The 23,054-nt window shown below is 64.3% G+C and carries 26 protein-coding genes; 10 read left to right on the forward strand and 16 right to left on the reverse strand.

The features are described 5' to 3' along the window. Nucleotides 1-120: 120 nt before the first annotated feature. A complete protein-coding gene (locus FGL95_RS27945) occupies nt 121-1,263 on the reverse strand; it encodes an alkaline phosphatase family protein (protein ID WP_169593575.1) in 1,143 nt (380 codons plus the stop codon). A 142-nt stretch (nt 1,264-1,405) separates the two neighbouring features. Here FGL95_RS27945 and FGL95_RS27950 point away from each other — a divergent pair, with 142 nt between their 5' ends. Beyond that, nucleotides 1,406-2,122: a hypothetical protein gene (locus FGL95_RS27950; RefSeq protein ID WP_169593577.1), complete on the forward strand. Its 717-nt coding sequence runs from the start codon at nt 1,406-1,408 to the stop codon at nt 2,120-2,122. Between the two features lies 1 nt (nt 2,123). On the opposite strand, the gene FGL95_RS27955 is transcribed toward FGL95_RS27950, so the two are convergent. After that, nucleotides 2,124-2,480 carry a YciI family protein gene (locus FGL95_RS27955; protein ID WP_240963368.1) on the reverse strand — a complete coding sequence of 119 codons (357 nt, stop codon included), beginning with the start codon at nt 2,478-2,480 and terminating at the stop codon, nt 2,124-2,126. Between the two features lie 145 nt (nt 2,481-2,625). Between FGL95_RS27955 and FGL95_RS27960 the strand changes: the two genes are divergently transcribed. The 3 genes from FGL95_RS27960 to FGL95_RS27970 all read left to right on the forward strand — a co-directional run bounded on the left by FGL95_RS27960 (nt 2,626) and on the right by FGL95_RS27970 (nt 4,610). Next, nucleotides 2,626-3,012 carry a VOC family protein gene (locus FGL95_RS27960; RefSeq protein ID WP_169593580.1) on the forward strand — a complete coding sequence of 129 codons (387 nt, stop codon included), beginning with the start codon at nt 2,626-2,628 and terminating at the stop codon, nt 3,010-3,012. A 10-nt stretch (nt 3,013-3,022) separates the two neighbouring features. Further along, a complete protein-coding gene (locus FGL95_RS27965) occupies nt 3,023-4,270 on the forward strand; it encodes an RNA polymerase sigma factor (RefSeq protein WP_169593581.1) in 1,248 nt (415 codons plus the stop codon). Between the two features lie 61 nt (nt 4,271-4,331). Further along, nucleotides 4,332-4,610 carry an Rdx family protein gene (locus FGL95_RS27970; protein ID WP_169593583.1) on the forward strand — a complete coding sequence of 93 codons (279 nt, stop codon included), beginning with the start codon at nt 4,332-4,334 and terminating at the stop codon, nt 4,608-4,610. On the opposite strand, the gene FGL95_RS27975 is transcribed toward FGL95_RS27970, so the two are convergent. From FGL95_RS27975 to FGL95_RS27990, 4 genes are read right to left on the reverse strand one after another with little or no spacing between them, the layout of a single operon-like run. After that, on the reverse strand, nt 4,543-5,355 hold the full coding sequence (locus tag FGL95_RS27975; protein ID WP_169593585.1) for an ABC transporter ATP-binding protein: 813 nt from the start codon (nt 5,353-5,355) through the stop codon (nt 4,543-4,545). The two genes, FGL95_RS27970 and FGL95_RS27975, sit on opposite strands and share 68 nt — an antisense overlap. Further along, entirely contained in the window at nt 5,352-6,122 is a 771-nt protein-coding gene (locus FGL95_RS27980; RefSeq protein ID WP_169593586.1) for an ABC transporter permease, read from the reverse strand. Before FGL95_RS27980 ends, FGL95_RS27975 begins: the two co-directional genes overlap by 4 nt. Continuing rightward, nucleotides 6,100-7,131 carry an ABC transporter substrate-binding protein gene (locus FGL95_RS27985; RefSeq protein WP_169593588.1) on the reverse strand — a complete coding sequence of 344 codons (1,032 nt, stop codon included), beginning with the start codon at nt 7,129-7,131 and terminating at the stop codon, nt 6,100-6,102. The genes FGL95_RS27980 and FGL95_RS27985 overlap by 23 nt, the downstream gene beginning before the upstream one ends. Further along, nucleotides 7,131-7,820: a TenA family protein gene (locus FGL95_RS27990; RefSeq protein WP_169593590.1), complete on the reverse strand. Its 690-nt coding sequence runs from the start codon at nt 7,818-7,820 to the stop codon at nt 7,131-7,133. The genes FGL95_RS27985 and FGL95_RS27990 overlap by 1 nt, the downstream gene beginning before the upstream one ends. 85 nt (nt 7,821-7,905) lie before the next feature. On the opposite strand from FGL95_RS27990, the gene FGL95_RS27995 reads away from it, so the two are divergent. Beyond that, entirely contained in the window at nt 7,906-9,423 is a 1,518-nt protein-coding gene (locus FGL95_RS27995) for a carboxylesterase/lipase family protein (RefSeq protein WP_169593849.1), read from the forward strand. A gap of 38 nt (nt 9,424-9,461) precedes the next feature. Here FGL95_RS27995 and FGL95_RS28000 read toward each other — a convergent pair whose 3' ends face one another. Further along, the gene (locus FGL95_RS28000; protein ID WP_169593592.1) at nt 9,462-11,042 is read right to left on the reverse strand and encodes an alkaline phosphatase D family protein; all 1,581 of its coding nucleotides are present in this window, start codon (nt 11,040-11,042) and stop codon (nt 9,462-9,464) included. 51 nt (nt 11,043-11,093) lie between these two features. Continuing rightward, nucleotides 11,094-11,372 (reverse strand): GNAT family N-acetyltransferase, encoded by a 279-nt coding sequence (locus FGL95_RS28005; protein WP_169593594.1) that lies wholly within the window; start codon nt 11,370-11,372, stop codon nt 11,094-11,096. A gap of 159 nt (nt 11,373-11,531) precedes the next feature. On the opposite strand from FGL95_RS28005, the gene FGL95_RS28010 reads away from it, so the two are divergent. Then, nucleotides 11,532-11,852: a hypothetical protein gene (locus tag FGL95_RS28010; RefSeq protein ID WP_169593595.1), complete on the forward strand. Its 321-nt coding sequence runs from the start codon at nt 11,532-11,534 to the stop codon at nt 11,850-11,852. Nucleotide 11,853: 1 nt separating this feature from the next. Here the strand turns inward: FGL95_RS28010 and FGL95_RS28015 are convergent, their stop codons facing one another. The 4 genes from FGL95_RS28015 to FGL95_RS28030 are packed head-to-tail and all read right to left on the reverse strand — an operon-like array spanning nt 11,854 to nt 14,485. After that, on the reverse strand, nt 11,854-12,492 hold the full coding sequence (locus tag FGL95_RS28015; RefSeq protein ID WP_169593597.1) for a Type 1 glutamine amidotransferase-like domain-containing protein: 639 nt from the start codon (nt 12,490-12,492) through the stop codon (nt 11,854-11,856). 6 nt (nt 12,493-12,498) lie between these two features. Continuing rightward, entirely contained in the window at nt 12,499-13,311 is an 813-nt protein-coding gene (locus tag FGL95_RS28020) for a maleylpyruvate isomerase family mycothiol-dependent enzyme (RefSeq protein WP_169593599.1), read from the reverse strand. Next, nucleotides 13,308-13,739: an HIT family protein gene (locus tag FGL95_RS28025; protein ID WP_169593600.1), complete on the reverse strand. Its 432-nt coding sequence runs from the start codon at nt 13,737-13,739 to the stop codon at nt 13,308-13,310. The genes FGL95_RS28020 and FGL95_RS28025 overlap by 4 nt, the downstream gene beginning before the upstream one ends. 5 nt (nt 13,740-13,744) lie before the next feature. Beyond that, complete coding sequence (locus FGL95_RS28030; protein ID WP_169593602.1) at nt 13,745-14,485, reverse strand: SIR2 family NAD-dependent protein deacylase; 741 nt, start codon at nt 14,483-14,485, stop codon at nt 13,745-13,747. 169 nt (nt 14,486-14,654) lie between these two features. Here FGL95_RS28030 and FGL95_RS28035 point away from each other — a divergent pair, with 169 nt between their 5' ends. The 4 genes from FGL95_RS28035 (at nt 14,655) to FGL95_RS28050 (ending at nt 18,573) form a co-directional block, all read left to right on the forward strand. After that, the gene (locus tag FGL95_RS28035) at nt 14,655-15,755 is read left to right on the forward strand and encodes a Re/Si-specific NAD(P)(+) transhydrogenase subunit alpha (RefSeq protein ID WP_169593604.1); all 1,101 of its coding nucleotides are present in this window, start codon (nt 14,655-14,657) and stop codon (nt 15,753-15,755) included. After that, nucleotides 15,756-16,076 carry an NAD(P) transhydrogenase subunit alpha part 2 gene (locus FGL95_RS28040; protein ID WP_169593606.1) on the forward strand — a complete coding sequence of 107 codons (321 nt, stop codon included), beginning with the start codon at nt 15,756-15,758 and terminating at the stop codon, nt 16,074-16,076. Continuing rightward, complete coding sequence (locus FGL95_RS28045; RefSeq protein WP_169593608.1) at nt 16,076-17,488, forward strand: NAD(P)(+) transhydrogenase (Re/Si-specific) subunit beta; 1,413 nt, start codon at nt 16,076-16,078, stop codon at nt 17,486-17,488. The genes FGL95_RS28040 and FGL95_RS28045 overlap by 1 nt, the downstream gene beginning before the upstream one ends. A gap of 161 nt (nt 17,489-17,649) precedes the next feature. Beyond that, nucleotides 17,650-18,573: a hypothetical protein gene (locus FGL95_RS28050; protein ID WP_169593609.1), complete on the forward strand. Its 924-nt coding sequence runs from the start codon at nt 17,650-17,652 to the stop codon at nt 18,571-18,573. A gap of 36 nt (nt 18,574-18,609) precedes the next feature. Here the strand turns inward: FGL95_RS28050 and FGL95_RS28055 are convergent, their stop codons facing one another. Genes FGL95_RS28055 through pdhA form a run of 4 tightly spaced genes read right to left on the reverse strand, consistent with a single transcriptional unit; the run spans nt 18,610 to nt 23,023 of the window. Next, complete coding sequence (locus FGL95_RS28055) at nt 18,610-19,773, reverse strand: MFS transporter (RefSeq protein WP_169593611.1); 1,164 nt, start codon at nt 19,771-19,773, stop codon at nt 18,610-18,612. A 9-nt stretch (nt 19,774-19,782) separates the two neighbouring features. Further along, nucleotides 19,783-20,973 carry a dihydrolipoamide acetyltransferase family protein gene (locus tag FGL95_RS28060; RefSeq protein WP_169593613.1) on the reverse strand — a complete coding sequence of 397 codons (1,191 nt, stop codon included), beginning with the start codon at nt 20,971-20,973 and terminating at the stop codon, nt 19,783-19,785. After that, a complete protein-coding gene (locus FGL95_RS28065; RefSeq protein ID WP_169593615.1) occupies nt 20,970-21,941 on the reverse strand; it encodes an alpha-ketoacid dehydrogenase subunit beta in 972 nt (323 codons plus the stop codon). Before FGL95_RS28065 ends, FGL95_RS28060 begins: the two co-directional genes overlap by 4 nt. Beyond that, nucleotides 21,938-23,023 carry a pyruvate dehydrogenase (acetyl-transferring) E1 component subunit alpha gene (gene pdhA, locus FGL95_RS28070; protein ID WP_169593617.1) on the reverse strand — a complete coding sequence of 362 codons (1,086 nt, stop codon included), beginning with the start codon at nt 23,021-23,023 and terminating at the stop codon, nt 21,938-21,940. The genes FGL95_RS28065 and pdhA overlap by 4 nt, the downstream gene beginning before the upstream one ends. Nucleotides 23,024-23,054 lie beyond the last annotated feature (31 nt).

The raw sequence follows: 23,054 nt of genomic DNA on the forward strand, positions 1-23,054 counted from the left end.
CCTGAGCACGTCTTTACAACGAACACCGAAACTACGACCGAGGACAACACTAGCAAAACTAACGAAGGACCGACAGTGCAAAGCGAAATATCAACGTTTGCGATTTCAACTGTTGACTAATTATCGGAACGCGAGCATCGGAACGAGCATCTCTGCCTCGGTGAGCGAACCGTGGTGACCGATCAACATCGTCTGCAACGGTTCGACCGCTGACCGAACTACTGCGCCTGATCCGAGCGACACGACGACCACGTCCCCGATTCGCGATTCGGCCGACGCGGAAACGATAGGACCGAACCAGCCATTGGCAATCACCTCGTCGCGGGTGAAGACACCGAACCCGTCACCGAGTGCCTCTTGCCACCGTTTCTGGACGTCCCGCGCCGCGCCCTGCTCGGTGTAGACGTGCCGGGCGCGCGGCTCGCCACCGAGATCTTTTACGCCCCTTTTCAACTCGTTGCGCTTGTCGAAATCGACGCGAGTGGTCACTTCGACCATCCCGTGGTCGGCGGTGACGATCAACATCGCGTCGGACGGGAGGCCCTCGGCGATCGTCTTCGCAACGAGGTCGACCTGCTGTAGTTCCATCGCCCACGCCTCCGAATGCGGGCCGCGCACGTGACCGGTGAGGTCGAGTTCGCCGTGATAGGCGTACACGAGGGACCGGTCGCCGGACCGCAGCGCCGTCAATGCGCCGTCGGCGAGGTCGCCCATCGAGAAGTTCGGCCGAAACTCCCCGCCGCGCAACGCGGCTCGCGACAGGCCCGACGAGCCCTGATACATCGGCGCGACCCGCGAGACCGAAATTCCCGCCGCTGTCGCGCGCTCGAACGCTGTGCCGATGGGCTGAAATTGCTCGGGAACGAGCTCTTTGAGCAGGTCTATGCGATCACCCGGACCGTGCAGTTTCCATTTGAGCGGGTTCATCAAACGCTCGTGCCCGGGCACCGCCAATAAGTAGCCGACGATGCCGTGTTCACCAGGCGGGAGGCCGGACCCGAGCGAACTCAGGCTTGTCGCGGTCGTACTCGGGAAACCGACGGTGAGGATGGTCGGTGTGAGGCTGGAAAGAAACGGCGCGGCATCCGGCTGACCGGCGAGCAGCTGCGCGCCCATGCCGTCGACGAGAAAAATGCAGACTCGATTAATGCCCGTCAGGTCGAGTCCCAGCGCGTTGTTTTCGCCAGGAACGTCCAGCCCGGCAAGCACCGACGGGACGAGGTCTGCGAGCGAAGCCTGTCCGTATCGGGGGGCGACCAGCATGTGCCCAGGGTAATGGCGGGCGCGGGTAGGGTTTCGCGCCGGTAGACTGGGGACGACATCGAGTTGTGCATTGATAGCCCGTCGCCACACTTCTCCTAGACGCGCACGGGGCGGAATCGATTCTGGATGGATCGCGCACACAATGAAACAGATTGCCGCCCTTGGAGTTCAGGCGTTCATCAATGACGTTGTTCAGCGAGGCGGACGGGCCGAGCGGCTCGAAGTGTCAGGACGCACGGCGGTGAAGGTCTACGGAACGAACAACGAGTCGTGCGTCGTGCAGATCAAAGCCAAAGCGACCGGTTACTGGCACGCCAGCCGACGTGACGAGTCGGTGTCGGCGGACCCGTCGGGCGCCGCGTTCTGGGCTTTCATCGACCTCGGCGCCGACCCACGTCAAACGTTCATCATGCCCGCCGAAGAAATCGCCGCAGACATCCGCTGCGAGGTCGATGCGTGGATGGCCGATTCGCCAGGGCGCTCGCGGTCCGGACATATCGGAATCACCCTGGACCGCGTCGCGCATCGTCGCAATCGGTGGGACTTGCTGGGCATTTCCAACACCGCGTCGGGTCCCGTCGAAGGAATCGTGCTCCCGCCCGTAGCGCTGCGATCGGTAGCCAAGGTGGCTGCCGCCGAGGTCGAAGAAGACCCACGTCCGCGACTGGTCGCCGACTACGAGGGCTACCGGATCGTCGCCGCACTCGACGAAGAAACACGTGCAGTCGAGATCGTCGCCGGACCGATGCTAGGTCGGCGATTCGACGACTCGACCGTTGCCGCGACAGCCGTCGCCAGCTTCGTCAGCGGCGACGTCGAACGCCACGACGGCGCCACCTTCTGGCGAGCCCAAGCCTGACCTACTCCGGTGGGAGCTGCGGCTCGTCGCCGATCGGCCGGACCTCGCAGAAGTTGACTGCGGCGTCCGGAATGCGCGCACAGATCTCGATCGCCTCGTCGATGTCGGCGCAATCGACGACGTAGAAGCCGGCGAGGTGTTCCTTCGACTCGCTGAACGGTCCGTCGGTGGTGGAGACCAGCCCGTCCCGCACCCGGACCGTTTTGGTGTTGATCTCGTCCGACAAGCCCGCGCTGGCGACGTGTTTTCCGGCCGCGATCAGCGATTTGTTCAGCTCGGCGTGGCCGCGGCCGAGCTCGATCCGCTGCGCAGTAGACAGCCCGGCCCAACTTTCGGCGTTGCTGTAGATCAAGAGCATGTACTTCACGGCGCCCACCTCTTTCTGATGTTTCCTGGAACGTCGCGGCGAGAATTTGTTTCTCGACATGTCGAGGACGGTTGGTTCGGTCCGACGTCTCAGTTGGCAGCAGCGTGCTGCGAACCTACAACGAAGGAGTTTCACGATGTTCGAGAACACCAAGGCATTCAGCGGATTTTCGGTCGACGACATCGGCGCAGCCAAAGCCTTCTACGGCGACACGTTGGGAATCCGCGTCACCGAAGAGGACATGGACATCCTCGCCCTGCACCTCGCGGGCGATAAGGACGTGCTCGTCTATCCCAAGCCGAACCATGTGCCCGCGACGTTCACGATCCTCAACTTCGAGGTCGACGACATCGACAAGTATGTCGACGAGCTCGCCGCGCGTGGCGTGAAGTTCGAGCACTACGAGGGGATGAACCAGGACGACAAAGGAGTGGCGCGCGGGATCGCCGCAGGTATGGGACCTGACATTGCCTGGTTCACCGATCCGGCTGGAAACATCCTGTCTGTCCTGCAAGGCGCGTAACGCAGGCACAATGAGGGTCGTGATCGCGGGCAGGGAGATCGAAGATCAGCTACGCGAGTTGGCGCCGCACGTGCTGGGTGCGCTCGTGCGGCGCTACGGCCACTTCGACATGGCAGAGGACGCGGTCCAGGAAGCCCTGCTCGCGGCCGCGCAGCAATGGCCGGAGCAGGGACAGCCGACGAATCCGCGGGCATGGCTGATCACTGTGGCGTCGCGCCGATTGACGGACCTGCTGCGCAGCGACGAGGCACGTCGTAACCGGGAGACCACCGTCATCGCGCTCGACCGCCCTGAGGAGCTCCACGCGCCGCCGGTCGACGAACAGCCCAACGGCGGCGACGACACCCTCACGCTGCTGTTCCTGTGCTGCCATCCCGCCTTGACGCCGCCGTCGCAGATTGCGCTGACGCTGCGGGCCGTCGGCGGCTTGACGACCGATCAGATTGCCCGCGCGTTTCTTGTGCCGGAAACGACGATGGCGCAACGGATCAGCCGTGCGAAACAGACGGTCAAGAAGGCGGGGGCGCGATTTCGGCTCCCGGCGACCGACGAATGGACCGACCGCCTCGACGCCGTACTGCATGTTCTGTATCTCGTGTTCAACGAGGGCTACACGGCGACGGCCGGCGACGACCTCCAGCGCCCGGACCTCACCGCCGAGGCGATCAGGTTGGCACGCAATGTCTTCCGGTTGCTGCCCGACAACGGCGAGGTCGCCGGACTGCTGGCGCTGATGCTGCTGACCGACGCGCGACGTGGAGCGCGGACCACCGACGACGGTTCGCTGATACCGCTCGCCGAGCAAGACCGAACCCGGTGGGACACATCGTCGATCGATGAGGGAGTGGCCATCGTCAGCGACGCACTGGCGCGAGCGCCGTTGGGTCCGTATCAGATTCAGGCGGCGATCGCGGCGGTGCACGACGAGGCGTCGTCGACCGACACCACCGACTGGCCACAGATCGCCCAGCTGTACCGAGTGTTGGACCAGCTCGCGCCCGGACCGATGGTCACGCTGAACCGGGCGGTCGCCGTCGCGATGGTGGACGGTCCGAGGTCCGGCCTCGAGCTGCTCGCCACCCTCGACGGCGACCAACGGCTGGCCGAGCATCACCGGCTGAGCGCGGTCCGGGCGCATTTGCTGGAGATGGCGGGCGACACGATCGCCGCTCGGGACGCGTATCAAGACGCTGCGCGCCGCACCACCAGCACGCCCGAGCAGAACTACCTCCGGGCGCGGGCGGAGCGGCTTGCGTAGAACCGTGCGCGAATTTCACCCTCCCGCGGGTGAGAATCGCGCACGGGGTTAGCGTTTGCCTATGAGTTCGCGCGTCACAATCCTCTACTGCACGCAGTGCCAGTGGCTGTTGCGGGCGTCGTGGATGGCACAGGAATTGCTGTCGACGTTCGGTCAAGAACTTGGTGAGGTCGCGTTGATCCCTGGCACCGGTGGCGTCTTCAGAATTGCTGTGGACGGCGAACAGATCTGGGACCGCAAGGAGCAAGACGGTTTTCCCGAGATCACTGTGCTCAAGCAACTGGTCCGCGACCGCGTTTCGCCGGACCGCGATCTGGGGCACTCGGATCGGAAGGCGTGACCTGCTGCATTTCCTCGTGCAGCAGCTCGATCAACTCGTGCTCGATGGCGACGAATTCGGGTGACGTCAGCGCCGAAAGGTCGCGTGGGCGGGGGAGATCCACGACGAATTCGCGACGAACTCGGGCGGGCCGAGCGGTCAGCACGACGACGCGGTCGGCGAGGTAGACCGCCTCACGGATGTCGTGGGTGATCATCAGCACCATCGAGCGATACTGCTGCCAGACCGACTGCAACCAGGACTGCATCTCGGTGCGGGTGAGAGCGTCGAGCGCGCCGAACGGCTCGTCCAGCAGCAGAACCTCGCGGTCCTGGACGACGGTCCGCAGCATCGCCGCGCGTTGCCGCATACCGCCGGAAAGTTCGGAGGGACGAGCGGTTTCGAAGCCTGCCAATCCAAAAGTGTCGAACAAGGTCCGGGCGCGCTCGCGTGCTTGCCGCTTGGACATGCCCTGGACTTCGAGGCCGAGCGTGGTGTTGTCGAGGACCGTGCGCCACGGAAACAGCAGGTCCTTCTGCGGCATGTAGGCGCAGTGGGAGCTAGTGGTCGGGTCGTCGCCGCCGACGCGAATGCTGCCGGACGACGGAGTATCGAGCCCGGCAATCAGATTGAACAACGTCGATTTGCCGCAGCCGCTAGGTCCGATGACAGCGACGAACTCGCCGTCGGACACCTCGAGCGAGATGCCGTCCAGCACAAGGCGGTCCGCGAACGATTTCGTCAGCCCTGACACATCGACCTTCATCGCTTCTGCCGTTCCTGCCGGGCCCACGGGGCGACCACGCGCTCGACCGCGTAGGTCGCGACGAACAGCAGGATGCTGATGACCGCGGTGACCACGACAGCAGCGAGGACCAGGTCGGTCCGGAACATCTGCTTCTGGCGGGCCATGTAGATGCCCAAACCGTTTTCCGCTCCGGCGTATTCGGCGAAGATCGCGCCGACGACGGCGTACGTGACACCGATGCGTAGCGCGGTGAAGAACCGGGGGAGCGCGGTCGGGAGCCGGACGTAGCGGAACTGCTTCCACCGCGACGCCCCCATGCTCTGCAACAACGCGCCTGCCTCACGTTCTGTCGCCGCGAAGCCTTCGATGAGGCCGATCGCGAGGGGAAAGAACGTCACGAGTGCGACGAGCAGGACCTTCGGCAACAACCCGAAACCGAACCACGTGATCATCATCGGAGCGAGCACGATGATCGGAATCGTTTGGGAGGTAACGAACATCGGAAGCAGCGCCCGCCGAAGCCACCCGGAGAAGTCGACCGCGACCGCCAGGGTCCATGCGACGATCAGCGAGAACGCGAAGCCCACCAGCGTGACCTGAAGGGTGGCAACGGCGTTGGTGCCGATCACATCGCGATGGGACCAGCCTTGCGTAGCTACACGCCAGGGCGACGGCAGAATCTGCGGCTTGATGTGGCTGACCGACACGTAGGCCTGCCACGCGCCGACGAGTACGACCGCGCCCACCAGTGCGGGCGCGAACCTACTGACCGCTGAGGTACTCATTGGTGAAGTACGTCGACCAATCCGGTTCGGTGGTAAGCGCTTTGCCGGAGCCGTCGGTCAGGACGCCGCGTTGGAACAGGAACCGTGAGTAGCCGGTCCACTGGTCGAGTGTCTGGTTCCCGACCCGGCCGGTCGAGTCCTTCATGTATTTCTCGGCGAGCATTTTCTGGCTCTCCCGCACCAGTGCCTCGTCGGTGAACGCTCCGGGGTTGGCGTCGAGCAGATCCTGCGCGCCCTTCGAGGGATCGTCGGCGGCAAGTTGGTAGCCCTTCTGCAGCGCCTGCACGAACTTTCGCGCCTCTTCCGGATGGTCCTTCAGCCACTTCTCACTGCCGTCGATGATGATCGCGTACGCGTCGGGGAAGCCGAAATCGGAGTAATGGAAGTACTTGAACGGAGTCCCGTGATGCTCGGCTTCGATGCCCTCCCAGGCGAAGTACGGCACGGTGAAGTCGGCCTGTCCGTCATAGACGGCCTCGTACGCCGACGTCCCCAGTGTCACGTTCTTGAAGTCACCAGTGCCACCGTCGTTGCGGATCACCTGCTTCAACGTCTCGACCTCGCCCGCGTCGCCGAAGCCCGCATAGGTCTTGCCGTCCAGCGTTTTCGGGCTGCTCAGGTCCGTGCGGTCCGCGCGGACGCCGATCCCCGTCGCCCAGTGTTGCAGCGGAGCCAGAACGGAGACGACGTCTGCGCCTGCAGCCTTGGCAAACGTGGCCGAGCTTTGGAAGCTGACGCCGAACTCGGCGTTGCCGGCATCGATCAAGGTGTCCGGCGACGCGGTGTTGTACGGCAGCACCTCGACGTCCAGGCCCGCGTCTTTGAAGAACCCCTCGCGCATCGCCACGAACAACCCGGTGTGGTTGGTGTTCGGAGTCCAGTCGAGAGCGAAGCGAATTTTGGTCGCGTCGGTCGTGCCGTTGTCGGCGCACGCCGTCGTCATCGAGGCAACCATTCCGATCGCGGCGAGTGCGATCAAGATGTGGCGCAACGGTGTGTGGGCCGTCATTACGTCCTTTCGAGCGGCCAGGGCTGCGGATGCAGCGCGGTATCCCAGAACATCAGTTCATAGCGTGTGGCAACTGTGAATGCCGTGATCATGGCTTCTCGCTCGGCGTCCGTCGCGGCGGCGCCTGCGGCGTCGGCAAGCACACGGGCCTGCGCGACCTCCTCCTGGAACTCCGGACTGTCGTAGGTCGTCACCCATTTCGCGTAAGGGTGGTCCGGGTCGGCGGCGAGGACGTCCTTGGCGCTGACGGCGAGTTCGCGACCGACTTCGGCGTAGATCCAGAAGCAGGGCAGCACCGCGGCGACGGCGACCGGGTAGGGCTCGGTCGCTGCGGTGGCAATCAGGTACGAGATGTAGCCGAGGCACGCAGACGAGTACTCGGCGGGCCGCTCTGGTTCAGGTAGCGTCCCGCCTTCGAGCAGGCCTTGGTGCAGCGAAAGTTCCACGGTCGCAGCGGTCGCGGCGGCGGTCGCCCAGAACGCGGCGGTCACGGGATCGGGCGAGCGCGACGCAAGGAGCGCCAGTGCCTTCGCATAGCCGGCCAGATAGAGGGCGTCCTGCTCGATGTAGGTGCGGAAGACGTCGAGCGGCAACGAGCCGTCACCCAATCGGCGAAGAAACTCCAAGTCGTCGATCGCTGTCCGTAGCTGCTTGGTTTCGTCCCAGAGACGGTCGGTGAAGCGGTCCATCGCATTAGGGTATGCGGCTACCTTCAGCGCATACCCTGGAGCCGTGGTTACCGAAGTCGATGCATCGCCGGAGTCGCCCATCGTCATGACCGCGAGCGGAGCGGTCCGGGGGTTCGTCGACGACGACGTGCACGTGTGGCGAAGCATTCCGTACGCCGCCGCCCCGACCGGTGACCTTCGCTTTCGCAGCCCCCAACGCCCCGAGCCGTGGGACGGCGTTCGAGACTGCACGAAGTTCGGCAGCATCGCGCCGCAAGGCACCCTGACCAATCTGCCGATCGAGTCCGACCTGGAGCCCGGCGAGGACTGTCTCTGGCTCAACGTGTGGAGTACCGGCGTCGACGACACCGCGCGGCCGGTGCTGGTCTGGATTCACGGCGGTGGGTACTGCATCGGGTCGTCGGCGCAGGCGGTCTACGACGGACGCAACCTGGCCACGGTCGGCGATGCCGTGATCGTCACCATCAACTACCGGCTGGGTGCGCTCGGTTTCCTCGATCTCTCGTCATTATCGACCGACGAGCACGTCTTCGAGTCGAATCTCGGTTTGCGCGATCAGATCTCGGCGCTGGAATGGGTGCGGGACAATATTGCCGAGTTCGGCGGCGACCCAGGCAACGTCACCGTATTCGGGCAATCGTCCGGTGCCGGATCGATCACGACGCTGATGGTGTCGCCGCGCGCAGCCGGACTGTTCCACCGTGCGATTGCGCAAAGTCCGCCCGCGACATCGGTGTACGGCGCAGAGCGGGCGATCGGTGTCGCTCATCGGTTCCTGGAAATCCTGGAACTGACGCCCGATCGCGTCGGTGAACTGTGTGCGCTTCCCATCGATCGGGTCATCGCCGCCAGCGACCAACTCGTCGACGAGGTCCCTGCGAAAACGCCCGGCACCCTTGCCATGGCGCCAGTCGTCGACGGTGACATCGTGCCGGGCTACCCGGTCGCAGCGTTCAGAAAGGGTCTGTCACATCGGATTCCGCTGATCATCGGCACGAACGAAGACGAGGCGTCGCTGTTTCGGTTGATTCGGTCCGCGATGATGCCGGTCACGCCTGGCGCGGTCAACGAGATGCTGAAGGGCATTGCGGCCGATCACCCTGATGCGTCGCACGAGAAGTTGGCGGAGATCATTTCGTCTTACCCTGACATTTCGAAGGCCAAAGCGGCGCTGGCGATCTCGCGCGATGCCGGATTTCGGATGCCGAGTCTGTGGATTGCGGAAGCGCATTCGCGGCACTCGCCGACCTGGTTGTACCGCTTCGACCAGGCGACGCCGATGCTCAAGGCTGCGCGGGTCGGCGCCACGCACGCGACCGACTTGCCGTACGTCTTCGGCAATTTCGGGACCATCAACTTCGACCCTACCTTCTGGCTCGGTGGTCGCAAGACGGCGATGGAAGTGTCGGGACGCATTCAGCGTCGCTGGCTCGCATTCGCGACCCACGGCGTTCCCGCCGCCATCGATGGATCGAAGCACTGGCCGCCGTACGAGGAGACCAAGCGGCTGACCTTGATAATCGACTCGACCGACACGGTCACCAGCGACCCGGACCGCGAACTCCGCGAAACCTGGGGCGACCGGGTGATGGGGTTCAGCTAGCGAACCGTGCGCGCGTCTCACCCCTGGGAGGGTGAAAATCACGCACGGGCGAGGGTTGGCGGGCCCTTTTCGAGAACGAAAGATGCCTTGGTCGAGATAGGCGCGCCAGGCCGCTGCACATAGGGCACCACCCGAAAATCGCTGCGCCACCTGTCCTGATCGACTTGAACGCTGACGTAACCACGCTGACCGTTGACGAATTCGAGGTCCGGGTTGGCGGCGAGAAGGTTGTGGCCTGCGTCGGAGAGGTCCACGCCGTCGCCGCCGCTGCTGATCGACGTGCCGACGAATTCCGTTCCCACGACTGGGGACTCGGGGTTGGCGAAGTCGGCGCGCAGGCTCGACGCGTAGTTCTGGTGACGGTCGCCGGTGATGACGACGAGGTTGTCGATACCTAGCTCCGCGGCCCGACCGAGGACCGCGTTGCGATCGGCGACGTAGCCGTCCCAGGCGTCCATCGAGACTTCGGTTGCGGGCCCGGCGTCGTAGTCGGTCTGCCCCATCGGGACCTGGTTGCCGATCACCTGCCAGCGAGCCGTCGAGGTCGACAGACCGGACAGCAACCAATCGCGTTGCTGCGGACCGAGAATCGTGCGGTCCGTGCGGAGGCGGTCCGCGCAGTTGGCGGTCTGGGAATCGCCGCACGCCTGGTCGTCGCGGTATTGGCGGGTGTCGAGCATGGTGAATTCGGCGAGGTCGCCGTAGCTGACCCGTCGATGCAGCCGCATGTCCGGACCGAGCGGCATTTGCCCCGACCGCAGCGGCTGGTGTTCGTACAGCGCCTGAAATGCCGCCGCCCTGCGTTGGCGGAACAGCGCCGGGATCACGTCGACCTCGAGGTCGGCCTCGGAATGGTCTGCGGCCCAGTTGTCTTCGACTTCGTGATCGTCCATCGTGACCAGCCAGGGGAACTGCGAGTGGGCGGCCTGCAGCGACGGGTCCGACTTGTAGAGCGCGTACTGGTTGCGGTACCCGGCGAGGTCGTATGGCTCGTCGTAGAACTGGGGCTCCACGGCCGCGCCACGCTTGTTGCCGTCGACGCCGTATTCGTAGATGTAGTCGCCGAGATGGACGACGAGGTCGAGGTCTTCGGCGGCCATGTGGTCGTAAGCGGTGTAGAACCCGTCGTGCCAGGCCTGACACGATGCGAATGCGAAGCGCAGAGCGGCCTTTCGAGAACCGGGCAGGGGAGTGGTCCGTGTTCGCCCGACCGGGGATACGACGTCGTCAGTGCGAAATCGGTAGTAGTACACGCGGTCCGGCTCGAGACCGAATAGTTCCGGATGCACCGAGTAGCCCAATGCCCTTGTGGCCACAACGCTTCCACTGCGTGCCAGATTCGTGAAGCCTTCGTCGTGGCTGACCTCGTAGTGCACGGTGACGGGGTGGTCGGGCATGCCGCCGAGTCCGTCCGGGGCGAACGGGTCCGGGGCGAGTCGGGTCCACAGCACGAAGCCGTCGGGCGCCGGATCGCCGGACGCGACACCTAGCGAGAACGGGTCGCCTATGCGGCGAGGCGAGGCGTACGGCTTGACGCTCGACGCTGCTCCGGTGCCGAGCAACACGGCTGCAGCACCAGTCGCGCCGAGCCCGAACAGTCTGCGGCGGGAAATGCGCACATCGGGATCATCGCCGGGCCCGATGGCCGCGTCGTGAACTGTGCGCGAGTTTTACCCCTCTGGGGGTGAAACACGCGCACGGGCGTTGATGAAGTCGTTCACATACCAACACGTCGGGACGATCTCGAAACCATCGGCTCGCGAGGAGTCCAGCGCGTATTCGACCACCTGAGCGGCCAGGCCATGACCGCGAAACTGCGGGTAGGTCAGGGTGTGGTTGAAATTCCGTACGCCGGGAGTTTCGTTGTACTCCGCATACCCGGCGAGCGTGTCGTCCAAGTAGATCTCGAACCGACTCTGCTGCGGGTTGTGCATGATTTTGGTGGCCACAACACGACGTTACCGCGCAGTTCGAGGAAGCGCCGATCTAAGTAACATCTGTCCCAGCTGTAACTCTGTTACCAAATCGTGCGGGATGAGCAACTATTTTTTACGCATTGCGGGGCTAGCGTTTACGCCAGAACAATCTCGTTTCTGGAGGTCAGCGCCATGAAGGTCGATAGCGGCATTGTCGGAGATCTGGTCTCTGCCATGTTTTCCTATGAGTTCCTCGACGGTGGCGTCTCGTACGACGCGATCGAGCGAATTCACCAGGGCAATGTCGACGATTGGGTGTCCGCGATCGCTCAGTCCGGGCTGCTGGGCAACGATGTGTGCGCCTCGATTCGCGACATGTGGCGCCGCGATCCGCAGACCCTCTTCGACCTATTGCTCGGTGACGCCGACGAGATGACCATCCGCCGCTGCCGGACCACGTGGGCCGCACTCGACCGCTTGGCTCCACTCGCCCCGCTTGCCGATATCGGCTGAGCTAGAGCCGTTCGACCCTCTCGCCGTCGACGACGATCGCCTGGTCGTCGGTCAGCGTCCAATACGACATCTCGGCGATCTCGAAACATTCGATAGCCCGCTGCGACAACGCCGAATCTCCCATCGGCGAATCCCAATGCGGCAGGATCGCGTGGTCGACGAGGCCGAGGCCGTCCCACCTGGCGTCGATTCCGCAAGTCGGCGCAACCTCGGCCGGATCGTCGAATAGTTCGATGCCCTGCAGCGACGGCGTCATGACGCACGCGCCCGCGCTGTAACCGGCGTAGGTCAGCGCTCCACTCTTGACAAGCTCCGGCAGCACAACGTCGGCGCCGCTTCGAGCGAATTGCGCACGCAGGACGAAGGTGTTGCCACCGCGGACCCACACCAACGGGAACTTGCTCAAGGCGGTCCGCAGCGCGTCGGGTGTGCCCACGAAGTCACGCAGATCGAGCTCGGACGGCGTGAAGCCCAGCCTGCGAAGTGGGGCGATGTCACTCGTGACAGTCGACTCCCGCGCCGACCGCGGCCAGGAATCGGCCGCGTTGGCGATGACTGCGACCGGTCCGGGTTTGCCGACGAGCGCGAGCAGCCGATCCGCGTGCTGACCGAAACGATAGGACGACAGGAATAGTCGCACCCGAGCTCAGACCACGAAACCGATGTTGTCCACAATCCGCTGACCGACCTCGGCGTCGCCCTCGATCTCGATCTCAGCGGCATGCTCGGCGGCGGTGGTCCGGCCGCCGGCAAGTCGAGTGAACAGTCGAGAGTCCAGGCGCAGCAGCGAGGTTGGCGGTCCGTCGATCGCGGGCACACGCTTTGCGCGCCCGTCGACCGCCACGTAGAGCGTCCGCGCAAGCGGGCCGGTCAGCTCGATGGCGATCCGAGAACCGTCCGGTGCTTTGCCGAGTTTGCCGACCGCGTAGCCGAGCGCGTCCTCGATGTCGCGGATCGCCAGCTCGCCGCGCGGTCCGCCTTCATCGCCGGGCCGGTCGACGGCGTCGCGGATGTCGTGTTCGTGCATCCAGCAGTCGAAGATGCGGACTCGCATGAAGCGCCCGTACGGAACCATGCCCACCGGCGACGGCGTCGGAGCGTCCCAGGCTTCCTGCGACATCTCCGTCAGCGCCGACCGGCGCGTAGCGGTGATCTCGCGGAATCGCGCCAGCATCGCCGCGCCCGGCAGATCGCGCAGACCAATTGCCCAACTCTCGTTGAGCACCGCGACGTCGTTGTTGACGTGGGGGAGGGTCTTTACGTCGACATCGACCGCCGGCGCAGGAATGCCCGCGAGAAACGACTCGGTGCCGATGAGATGTGCGACAACGTCGTGGACGGTCCAGTTCGGGAGCGCTGTCGGTCTGCTCCAGAGCGATTCGTCGAGGTCCGCGAGGAGATCGGCGATGACGCTCCACTCGTCGAAGAGTGCTGACGTGATGGACTGTCTGTCGTTCATTCCTGCTCCAGTCGATCCATGCCCGCGCGGATGGCTGCTGCTGTCGCTGCGGGGTCCTTGCTTCGGCGCAGTACCAGGCCCGAGGCAAACCGGAGTTTGTCGCCGGACTGCCTGGGCACGACGTGCAGATGCACGTGAGCGACCGTTTGGAATGCCGACTTGCCGTCGTTCATGACGAGGTTGGCGCCGTCGGAACCGAGGTCCGACCGCCGGACTGCCAAGGCCAACCCGTGCCCGACGCGGAAGATGCGCGAACCGAGGTCCGGGTCGAGATCCTCGAGTTCGGCGGCGTGAACTTTGGGGATCACGAGCGCGTGGCCGCGGGTGATCGGGCGGATGTCGAGGAACGCCATTACGTCGTCATCCTCGTACAACATCGTGGCCGGAGCCTCGCCTCGGACGATCATGCAGAAGATGCATTCGCGCATGGCGATCAGACTATGCCTGCGATCAACGCGGGCAGCCCGAGTGCCGCCGTAGTACGCCACGAGAAGTCGACTTGGTCGGTCAGCTCGGTCGCGACGGGGTTGATTTCGATCACATTTACGCCTGCGCCGCGAGCGACCGACGGCAACCCGGCGGCCGGGTACACGACGCCCGATGTCCCGACGACAAGAAGGACATCGCAGCTCTCGACCGCGTCGATCGCGGCGAGCCATGGGGCTTCAGGCAGCGACTCACCGAACCAGACGACCCCCGGGCGAACTGGACTCGCGCAGTCCGTGCATGACGGTGGAGGGATGCGCTCGGTGGGTTCGCTCACGGGATCGACCTCGGCCGGCTTGCCGCACTCGCTACAGCGTGGAGCGAACAGGCTCCCATGCAAGTGTTCGACGTTTGTGCTGCCCGCACGTTCATGCAGGTCGTCGACGTTTTGGGTGATGATCCGAACGTTTGCATCGCACCCTGCGAGCGCGATGTGCCCGGCATTGGGCTTCGCAGCGCGGACCAGTTCGGCTCGCCACTGATACCAAGCCCACACCAAATCAGCGTCTGCTGCCCACGCATCCGGAGTCGCGAGCGCGGCGGCGTCGTAGCGCTGCCACAGTCCTGTCTGCGCGTCGCGGAACGTCGGTACCCCGCTCTCCGCCGACATACCCGCCCCGGTCAGGACTGTGACGTTTTTCGCAGTACGGGTCGCGTCAGTGATTTCGGGGGGCACATCAGGGATCATGAGACTCCACGCTAGCGGCGGGCGATAACGGCCTGGACGTGGTTCTCGGTTAGGCTCGCCCCCGGCCTTTCGAACGCGTGAGCAACCGAAATGCGTAACTTACTTTGCAGTAAGTTCTGTATCTGTTTTAGTTGCGTACGCGTCCAAATTAGAAGGAAGTGTCTGGAAGTTGGAGACATCGCAGAGTGGCGAGCGACCGACCATCGGCGTCGTTCGTGAGACCAACGACGGCGAACGCCGCGTTGCCATCGTGCCGAAGACCATTCCATCCTTGATTGCGAAAGGTGTCGACATCATCGTCGAGGCCGACGCAGGATCGGGCGCGCTGATTCCCGACGAGCTCTTCGTCGATGCAGGCGCGACAATCGGCGATCCCTGGTCTGCCGACGTGGTGGTGAAGGTGGCTCCGCCGAACGAGAGCGAAGTCGCCAAGCTGTCGAAGGGCCAGACCCTCATCGGATTCCTCGCACCGCGCAACGCCGACAACAAGATCGACGCCCTGCGTGACGCGGGCGTGCAGGCCTTCGCTGTCGAGGCGATCCCGCGCATCTCCCGCGCACAGGTGATGGATGCGTTGTCGTCGCAGGCGAACGTTGCCGGCTACAAGGCAGTCCTCCTTGCGGCGTCGGAGTCCACGCGCTTCTTCCCGATGCTCACCACCGCGGCAGGCACGGTGAAGCCAGCGACCGTGCTGATCCTCGGCGTCGGTGTCGCAGGCCTTCAGGCCTTAGCCACGGCCAAGCGCCTCGGCGGCCGACCCACCGGATACGACGTGCGACCCGAGGTTGCCGACCAGGTGCGGTCCGTCGGTGCGCAATGGCTCGACCTCGGCATCGACGCTGCCGGTGAAGGTGGCTACGCCCGCGAGCTGACCGACGACGAGCGTGCCAAGCAGCAGCAGGCGCTCGAAAACGCGATCAAGGGTTTCGACGTCGTCATCACGACCGCGCTGGTCCCGGGCCGTCCCGCGCCGCGCTTGGTCACCGCAGCAGCAGTCGAAGGCATGAAGCCGGGCAGCGTCGTCGTCGACCTCGCCGGCGAGACCGGCGGCAACTGCGAACTGACCGAACCGGGCAAGACGGTCGTCAAGCATGGCGTCACCATCGCGTCGCCATTGAACCTGCCCGCCACGATGCCTGAGCACGCAAGCGAGCTGTACTCCAAGAACGTGTCTGCGTTGCTCGAGTTGATGTTGGTCGACGGCAAGCTTGCGCCTGATTTCGAAGACCAGGTTCTCGCCGATTCGTGCGTTACCCGAGAGGTGAGCTAGATGTACACCGAGCTACTTTCCAATATCGCGATCCTGGTGTTGTCCGGGTTCGTCGGTTTCGCGGTCATCTCCAAGGTGCCGAACACGCTGCACACGCCGCTGATGTCGGGCACTAACGCCATTCACGGCATCGTCGTCCTCGGCGCGCTTGTGGTCCTCGGCCGGATCGAGAACCCGTCGGTCGCCGTGCAGATCATCCTGTTCGTCGCAGTCGTGTTCGGAACGCTGAACGTAATCGGTGGCTTCGTTGTCACCGACCGGATGCTGGGCATGTTCAAGAGCAAGCCTGCTCCGGCAAAGACGAGTGGGGCTGACAAGTAATGGACAACCTCGTAACAGTGCTCTACATCATCGCTTTCGCGATGTTCATCTATGGCCTCATGGGTTTGACGGGGCCGAAGACTGCCGTGCGCGGCAACCAGATCGCGGCCGTCGGTATGGCGCTCGCCGTCATCGCAACGCTGATCGCGGTCCGTGACACGACCAACTGGATCCTTATCGTCGCCGGCCTCGTCGTCGGTGTGGCCCTCGGCGTCCCGCCCGCACGCTTCACGAAGATGACCGCGATGCCGCAGTTGGTCGCGTTCTTCAACGGCGTCGGTGGTGGCACAGTCGCATTGATCGCATGGGCCGAGTTCATCAACAGCAGCGGCTTCTCCGTGCTGCACGACCCGCTGACCATCCCCGTCATCGTCGGCTCGCTGTTTGCCGCGATCATCGGTTCCATCTCGTTCTGGGGCTCGCTGATCGCCTTCGGCAAGCTGCAGGAAATCTTGCCCGGTAGCCCGATCACGCTCGGTCGTTTGCAGCAGCCGTTCAACGCACTGCTCCTGATCGGCGCGGTCGCGTCAGCGGTCGTCATCGGTTTGGGTGCGTCCGACGGTGGCGTCTCGCAATGGTGGATGATCGCCCTGTTGGTGCTGGCCGGTGTCCTCGGTCTGGCCGTCGTCCTGCCCATCGGTGGCGCGGACATGCCCGTCGTGATCTCGCTGCTGAACGCGCTGACCGGACTCTCGGCTGCCGCAGCAGGCTTGGCGCTCAACAACACGGCGATGATCGTCGCGGGCATGATCGTCGGCGCGTCCGGCTCGATCCTGACCAACCTGATGGCCAAGGCCATGAACCGCTCGATCCCCGCGATCGTGGCCGGTGGCTTCGGTGGCGGCGGTGTCGCACTCGCTTCGGGCGATGGCGTCGAGCGGACCGTGAAGTCGACGTCGCCTGCCGACGCGGCCATCATGATGGCCTACGCCAACCAGGTCATCGTGGTGCCCGGCTACGGCATGGCCGTCGCCCAGGCACAGCACGCTGTCAAGGAAATGGCCGAGATGCTGGAGAAGCGTGGCGTCGAGGTCAAGTACGCCATCCATCCAGTCGCCGGTCGCATGCCTGGCCACATGAACGTCCTTCTCGCCGAAGCTGAGGTCAGCTACGACGCGCTCAAGGAAATGGACGACATCAACGGCGAGTTCCAGCGCACCGACGTCACCCTCGTCATCGGCGCCAACGACGTCACCAACCCAGCCGCTCGCAACGACCCGAGCAGCCCGATCCACGGCATGCCGATCCTCAACGTCGACCAATCCAAAGCGGTCATCGTGCTCAAGCGCTCGATGAACAGCGGATTCGCCGGCATCGAGAACCCCCTCTTCTACGCCGACACCACTTCGATGTTGTTCGGTGATGCCAAGAAGTCGGTCGGCGCGGTCACTGAGGAATTGAAGTCGCTTTAGTTCTCCGTCGAGCGCATAGTTTTGGTGGCAAATCAGCCTTTTAAAGCCACCATTTCTATGCGCTCGACGTTTATCCACAGGGCCTGGGCTATCCACAGGGCAATCTGTTTCCCCAGGTCGCTGCAATTTGGGTAGGTAGGCCGTGATGCAGGGTGGTCCACATGCGGCCAAACCTGCAGCAGATCAGAAACCGGCAACACGGAGTGTTCACGGTTCAACAAGCGCTCACCGAGTACACCCGCGCAGAGATCCGCACGCTCCTTTCGTGCGGTGAGTGGACGCGCGTCTTTCAGGGCGTGTTTCGCGAGACATCGACGCCAATCTCGCCATCCCTCTCAGTCGAAGCCGCGAGGCAGTCGATGGGGGCTACCGAAGTCGCAGCGTGCTACGAGACCGCTGCGGCACTCCACACGTTCCCAGTATTGGACGAACCGGCAACTCACGTGCTGTCTGCTGATGCGCGAATGACGCGCCGGTCAGGGTTGGTCGTGCATCGCGACGCATTCGAACCCGAGGACCTGTGCCGCATAGACGGAACTCTCGCGACCAGTGCTGCCCGGACCGCGATCGATCTCGCACGGACCAGTAGCCGGCTCGACGCGATCGCAACGCTCGACCTCGCGTGGCGTCGAAACGTTCTCAGTCGCGGGCGGCAGGGTGCGAGTATCGATGAGCTGAAGGCCGAGGCAGATCGTCAGGCTGGTAGGCGGGGGATTCGACAGGCGATAGAACTGCTCGGGCTCGCGAATTGGAAGGCTGAGTCGCCCATGGAGTCGAGGACGCGGCTGCAGTGCATCGACGGCGGCCTGCCGCATCCAGAACCACAGGTGATCGTGTGGCAGAACGGTATCGAGCGTCGAATCGATCTGGGCTGGCCTGAGTGGAAAATCGGCTTGGACTACGAAAGCGGACTCTGGCACACAGGCGACGCGGCGGCCTCGCGGGACAATCCACGGCACAACTGGCTCATCGACTACGTCTGGCTGATGTTCTACGCCGTCGCCCCGCAGGTGTATTGCCGCCCATTCGAGTTCGTCGATCCGATTAGGCGGGCAATCGATAAGCGGATCCGCGCGAGTGCATAGAAATGGTGGCTCAAAGGAATGAAATTGCCACCATTTCTATGCGCTCGACGCCGACGGCGCCCGGACCGCTCCGGCGAGAAGGGTGGCGGCGAGGACGCAGATCAGGGGGACTGCCATCGCGGTGGTGAGGGGGACGACTTTGGTGAGCCAGCCGATGAGGCTGGGTCCGGCGAGGAAGCCGAGGTAACCGATGCCGAATACCCGCGACATGATCGCGCCGGTCGAGGCGGTGCTGAGGTTGCCGGCTGCAGTGAAGATCTGGGGCACGCCGCCTGCGAGTCCGATGCCGAACAGGGTCCAGCCGACCAGGTTGAGGGATGTCCACGGTGACACCATCACCAGCGCCATGCCACCAGCGGCCAGCATGGTGCCGAAACGCAGCACGGCGACCGGACCGAATGCGCCCGCGACGCGGTCGGCGCCGAATCGGCCGATTGTCATCGCGATCGAGAAGGCGCCGAACGCCAGCGCAGCGACCGCGTCGGTGGAGCCGAGGCGGTCTTGCATTTGGAGCGCACTCCAATCGTTGGCCACGCCTTCGCTGAGCAGCAACGCGAACGCCAATACGCCGAGCAATACGACCTTGCCAGTGACGTGTGTGCGACCGCCCGGCTCGGCGCGGTCACGCCCGACCTTGGGAAGCAGCACCCGGCTACACAACACTGTGGCCACGACGCCGATACCGGACGCGAGGGCGAGTGTGTACCGGATATCCCATTGCGCCGCGAGGGTTGCCGACCCGAACAGTGCGCCGACGAATCCGCCGCACGAGAACAGCGCATGAAATGCCGCCAAGATCGGCCGACCGTACAGTCGCTCGACGTAGACCGCCTGCGTGTTCATCGACACGTCCATGACCCCATTGGCGAAGCCGAAGACAGCCAGCGCGATCGCGAGTTGCACGACCGTTGTGGCGAACCCAGGGCCCAACACCGTGATGCATAGCAACACCGCACCGATGGTGATCAGATTCTTGCTGCCGAAGCGGTCGGCGAGCGGGCCGGCGACCTGCATGCCTGCCAGTGCGCCCGGCGCCAGGATGAGAATCATCAGTCCGAGCGTCGCCTTCGAAATACCGGTCTGGTCGGTGATTGTCGGGATATGGACGACCCACATCGAGAGTAGGAACCCGTTGAGGCCGAAGATGCCGAAGACGCCGGCTCGCGCGGCCCGCGGTGGTGCTGCGATATCGGTGGCCATGAACCCAAACTACAGGCGGCCGAGTAAGCCGAGCGGATCCTCCATCATCGCAGCAACATCGGCGAGGAACTTGGAGCCCTGTTCGCCGTCGACGAGGCGATGGTCGAACGACAGCCCGAGCGTCGTCACCCACCGGACCGCTACCTCGCCCTGAAAGACCCACGGCCGCTGCCGAATTGCACCGAGGCAGAGGATTGCGGCCTCGCCGGGATTGATGATCGGGGTACCCGTGTCGATTCCGAATACGCCGATGTTGGTGATCGAGAAGGTACCGCCGCGCAGGTCCGCGGGTGTGGCCGCGCCTGATCGAGCGGTGGCCGCGAGTGTTCCTATGGCCGCACACAATTCGGGCAGGCTGAGCTGCTCGGCGTCTTTCACGCTCGGCACAAGCAAGCCACGCGGTGACGCGACCGCAATGCCGAGGTTGACGTAGTGCTTGGTGACGATCTCCTGGTGCTCTTCGTCCCAGGCCGAATTCAACGTCGGGTGGTCCCGCAGCGCGGCCAACACGACCTTTGCGACGAGCGCAAGCGGCGTCACCTTGAGATCGCGGAATGCGGGCAGCGTCTTCAGGTGGTCGATCAGTTCGACGGACGCAGTCGCATCGATCGTGACGAATTCGGTGACGTGTGGGATCGTCCGCGCGCTCGTGACCATCGCCTCAGCGGTGAATTTGCGGACGCCGGAAATCTTGGTCCGTGTCTCACAGTCGTTCGCCGTTGCCGGAACAGCTTGTGCACGTACATCTTCGACGGTGACAGGTCCGGTCGATGCCACTGCAGCGAGGTCCACACCGAGTTCGCGTGCGAGCTTGCGAGCCGACGGCTTCGCATCCGGCCGGCCGCCCTCGGCGGAGGGAGTTTCGACAACACTGATTAAGCGCTTGCCCCTGCGGCTTTCGGCAGCCGCGCCCGGACCGTACCCAACCAGGACCTCCTGGCGTTCGGGCGCTTCGTCGCCTTCGGTGGCGATGCGAATGATCGGCGTCCCCACGAGGACCGTCGCGCCGGGTTCGGCCAGCAACGCGCTGACCGTCCCGGCGTACGGCGATGGCAACTCCACCAATGCTTTTGCGGTCTCGACTTCAGCGATCGTTTGGTTGAGCTCGACCTGGTCGCCGACCGCGACCGACCACGAAACGAGGTCGGCCTCGGTCAGCCCTTCGCCGAGATCGGGGAGCCGAAACTCTTGGAGGGTCATGCCGCCAACGTCCGGTCCACCGCGTGCAGGATGCGGTCGGGATCGGGCAGGTGGTGCGATTCGAGTTTGGCTGGGGGATAGGGAATGTCGAAGCCACCCACCCGCAGTACCGGCGACTCCAGTTGGTAGAAGCAGCGTTCGGAGATGCGTGCCGCGATCTCCGCGCCGAGTCCGAGGAATACCGGTGCCTCGTGCACGATCACGAGTCGCCCGGTCTTGCGGACCGAGGCTTCGATGGTGTCGAAGTCGATGGGTGACAACGACCGCAGGTCGATGACCTCGATCGAATGACCCTCCTCGCCAGCTATTTTCGCTGCCGCAACGGCGGTGGGGACCATCGTTCCGTATGCGACGATCGTCGCATCGGTGCCTGCACACACGACCCGCGCCTTGTCCAACGCCAACGACGGCTCAGCCTCGAGATCGACCTCGGCTTTGTCCCAGTACCGCCGCTTCGGCTCGAAGAAGATCACCGGGTCGTCGAGCTTGATCGCCTGCTGAATCATCGCGTAGGCATCTTGTGGATTGCTCGGTGCCACGACGCGCAGTCCCGCGGTGTGTGCGAAGTAGGCCTCCGGCGATTCGGAGTGGTGCTCGACCGCGCCGATGCCGCCGCCGTACGGAATCCGAATCGTCAGCGGCGCCTTGACTTTCCCGCCGGTGCGATAGTGGATCTTCGCGACCTGCGAGACGATCTGATCGAACGCCGGATAAACGAAACCGTCGAACTGGATCTCGCACACGGGTCGGTAGCCGCGTAATGCGAGCCCGAAAGCCGTTCCGATCACACCGGATTCGGCCAGGGGCGTGTCTATGACCCGGTTGTCGCCGAAATCCTTTTGCAGCGAGTCGGTTACGCGGAACACGCCGCCGAGCTTGCCGATATCCTCGCCCATGAGGACGACTTTCGGATCGTCCTCCAATGCCCGCCTGAGGCCGGCGTTGAGGGCTGCGCCCAAGGTGATCATGATGCCTCCTCGAATCCAGCGAGGTACGCGGCGTATTCGCGGCGTTCCTCGTCGAGCATGGGATGTGGTGTGGCGTAGACGTTGTCGAACAGCGCGGACGGTGCCGGATCGACCATGCCGATCGTCGCGGACCGGATCCGCGCGGCGACCTCGTCGGCTCGGCGCGCGACGCGAGCCAGGAATTCGTCGTCGAGCAGCCCTTCGCGTTCGAGCAGCCGATACATGCGGTCCAGCGGGTCGCGCGAGCGCCACAGCTCCGTTTCGGCGGCCGACCGGTAGCGGGTGGGATCGTCGGACGTCGTATGCGGACCCATCCGGTAGGTGATCGCCTCGATGAACGACGGACCGCCACCTTCGCGGGCACGTTTGATCGCCTGCCGCGTGACAGCCATGACCGCGAGCACGTCGTTGCCGTCGACCTGAACTCCGGGAATGCCATATCCATAGGCGCGCCGCACAATTGGCGTCGCGCTCTGCAGCCGAACCGGCTCGCTGATGGCCCATTGGTTGTTCTGGCAGAAGAAGACGACGGGTGCGCTCCAGGAACTTGCGAACCCGAGCGCTTCGGCGATGTCGCCTTGGCTGGATGCGCCGTCCCCGAAGTAGGCGATGGTCGCAATCTCGGCGCCGTCCAGATGCGAGCCGAGCGCATAACCAGTTGCGTGAAGCCCTTGCGCGCCAACGATGATCGCGGGATTGGTCATGTTCACGGCATCGGGATCCCAGCCGGAATGCGCGACGCCGCGCCACATCCGAGTAAGGACGGCGGGGTCGACGCCGCGACAGTAGGCGACTGCGTGCTCGCGGTAGCTCGTGAAGATGTAGTCGTCGGGGTGCAGTGCGCGTGCGGACCCGACCTGCGCGGCTTCCTGCCCGAGCATCGGGGCCCACAGGCCGAGTTCGCCCTGGCGTTGCAGCGCGGTTGCTTCGGCGTCGATTCGGCGTACGACGACGAGGTCTTCGTACAGCGCGCGGAGCTGCTCCGGACCGATGTCGGCGACGACGGCCGCGTGTTCGCGGTCGAGTACTCGACGGCCGTCGGGTTGGACCAACTGGACGGGGTAGGCCGGTTTCTCAGCCATGGCAACCTCCTGCGGCGACATTGTGTGTCGT

Origin of the sequence: Antrihabitans stalactiti (genome assembly GCF_012932915.1) — a bacterium.
GTDB classification, from domain to species: domain Bacteria; phylum Actinomycetota; class Actinomycetes; order Mycobacteriales; family Mycobacteriaceae; genus Antrihabitans; species Antrihabitans stalactiti.

Excerpts from the sequence above, each read along its gene's own strand:
- FGL95_RS28045 (WP_169593608.1), top strand. The coding sequence starts at position 16,076 with ATGGACAACCTCGTAACAGTGCTCTACATCATCGCTTTCGCGATGTTC.
- FGL95_RS27990 (WP_169593590.1), bottom strand. The coding sequence starts at position 7,820 with ATGGACCGCTTCACCGACCGTCTCTGGGACGAAACCAAGCAGCTACGG.
- FGL95_RS28065 (WP_169593615.1), bottom strand. The coding sequence starts at position 21,941 with ATGATCACCTTGGGCGCAGCCCTCAACGCCGGCCTCAGGCGGGCATTG.
- FGL95_RS28030 (WP_169593602.1), bottom strand. The coding sequence starts at position 14,485 with ATGATCCCTGATGTGCCCCCCGAAATCACTGACGCGACCCGTACTGCG.
- FGL95_RS27970 (WP_169593583.1), top strand. The coding sequence starts at position 4,332 with ATGAGTTCGCGCGTCACAATCCTCTACTGCACGCAGTGCCAGTGGCTG.
- FGL95_RS28025 (WP_169593600.1), bottom strand. The coding sequence starts at position 13,739 with ATGCGCGAATGCATCTTCTGCATGATCGTCCGAGGCGAGGCTCCGGCC.
- FGL95_RS28010 (WP_169593595.1), top strand. The coding sequence starts at position 11,532 with ATGAAGGTCGATAGCGGCATTGTCGGAGATCTGGTCTCTGCCATGTTT.
- FGL95_RS28050 (WP_169593609.1), top strand. The coding sequence starts at position 17,650 with ATGCGGCCAAACCTGCAGCAGATCAGAAACCGGCAACACGGAGTGTTC.
- FGL95_RS27980 (WP_169593586.1), bottom strand. The coding sequence starts at position 6,122 with ATGAGTACCTCAGCGGTCAGTAGGTTCGCGCCCGCACTGGTGGGCGCG.
- FGL95_RS27975 (WP_169593585.1), bottom strand. The coding sequence starts at position 5,355 with ATGAAGGTCGATGTGTCAGGGCTGACGAAATCGTTCGCGGACCGCCTT.
- FGL95_RS27945 (WP_169593575.1), bottom strand. The coding sequence starts at position 1,263 with ATGCTGGTCGCCCCCCGATACGGACAGGCTTCGCTCGCAGACCTCGTC.
- FGL95_RS28060 (WP_169593613.1), bottom strand. The coding sequence starts at position 20,973 with ATGACCCTCCAAGAGTTTCGGCTCCCCGATCTCGGCGAAGGGCTGACC.
- pdhA (WP_169593617.1), bottom strand. The coding sequence starts at position 23,023 with ATGGCTGAGAAACCGGCCTACCCCGTCCAGTTGGTCCAACCCGACGGC.
- FGL95_RS27955 (WP_240963368.1), bottom strand. The coding sequence starts at position 2,480 with ATGCTCTTGATCTACAGCAACGCCGAAAGTTGGGCCGGGCTGTCTACT.
- FGL95_RS28040 (WP_169593606.1), top strand. The coding sequence starts at position 15,756 with ATGTACACCGAGCTACTTTCCAATATCGCGATCCTGGTGTTGTCCGGG.
- FGL95_RS27950 (WP_169593577.1), top strand. The coding sequence starts at position 1,406 with ATGAAACAGATTGCCGCCCTTGGAGTTCAGGCGTTCATCAATGACGTT.
- FGL95_RS27985 (WP_169593588.1), bottom strand. The coding sequence starts at position 7,131 with ATGACGGCCCACACACCGTTGCGCCACATCTTGATCGCACTCGCCGCG.
- FGL95_RS28055 (WP_169593611.1), bottom strand. The coding sequence starts at position 19,773 with ATGGCCACCGATATCGCAGCACCACCGCGGGCCGCGCGAGCCGGCGTC.
- FGL95_RS27995 (WP_169593849.1), top strand. The coding sequence starts at position 7,906 with ATGACCGCGAGCGGAGCGGTCCGGGGGTTCGTCGACGACGACGTGCAC.
- FGL95_RS27960 (WP_169593580.1), top strand. The coding sequence starts at position 2,626 with ATGTTCGAGAACACCAAGGCATTCAGCGGATTTTCGGTCGACGACATC.
- FGL95_RS27965 (WP_169593581.1), top strand. The coding sequence starts at position 3,023 with ATGAGGGTCGTGATCGCGGGCAGGGAGATCGAAGATCAGCTACGCGAG.
- FGL95_RS28020 (WP_169593599.1), bottom strand. The coding sequence starts at position 13,311 with ATGAACGACAGACAGTCCATCACGTCAGCACTCTTCGACGAGTGGAGC.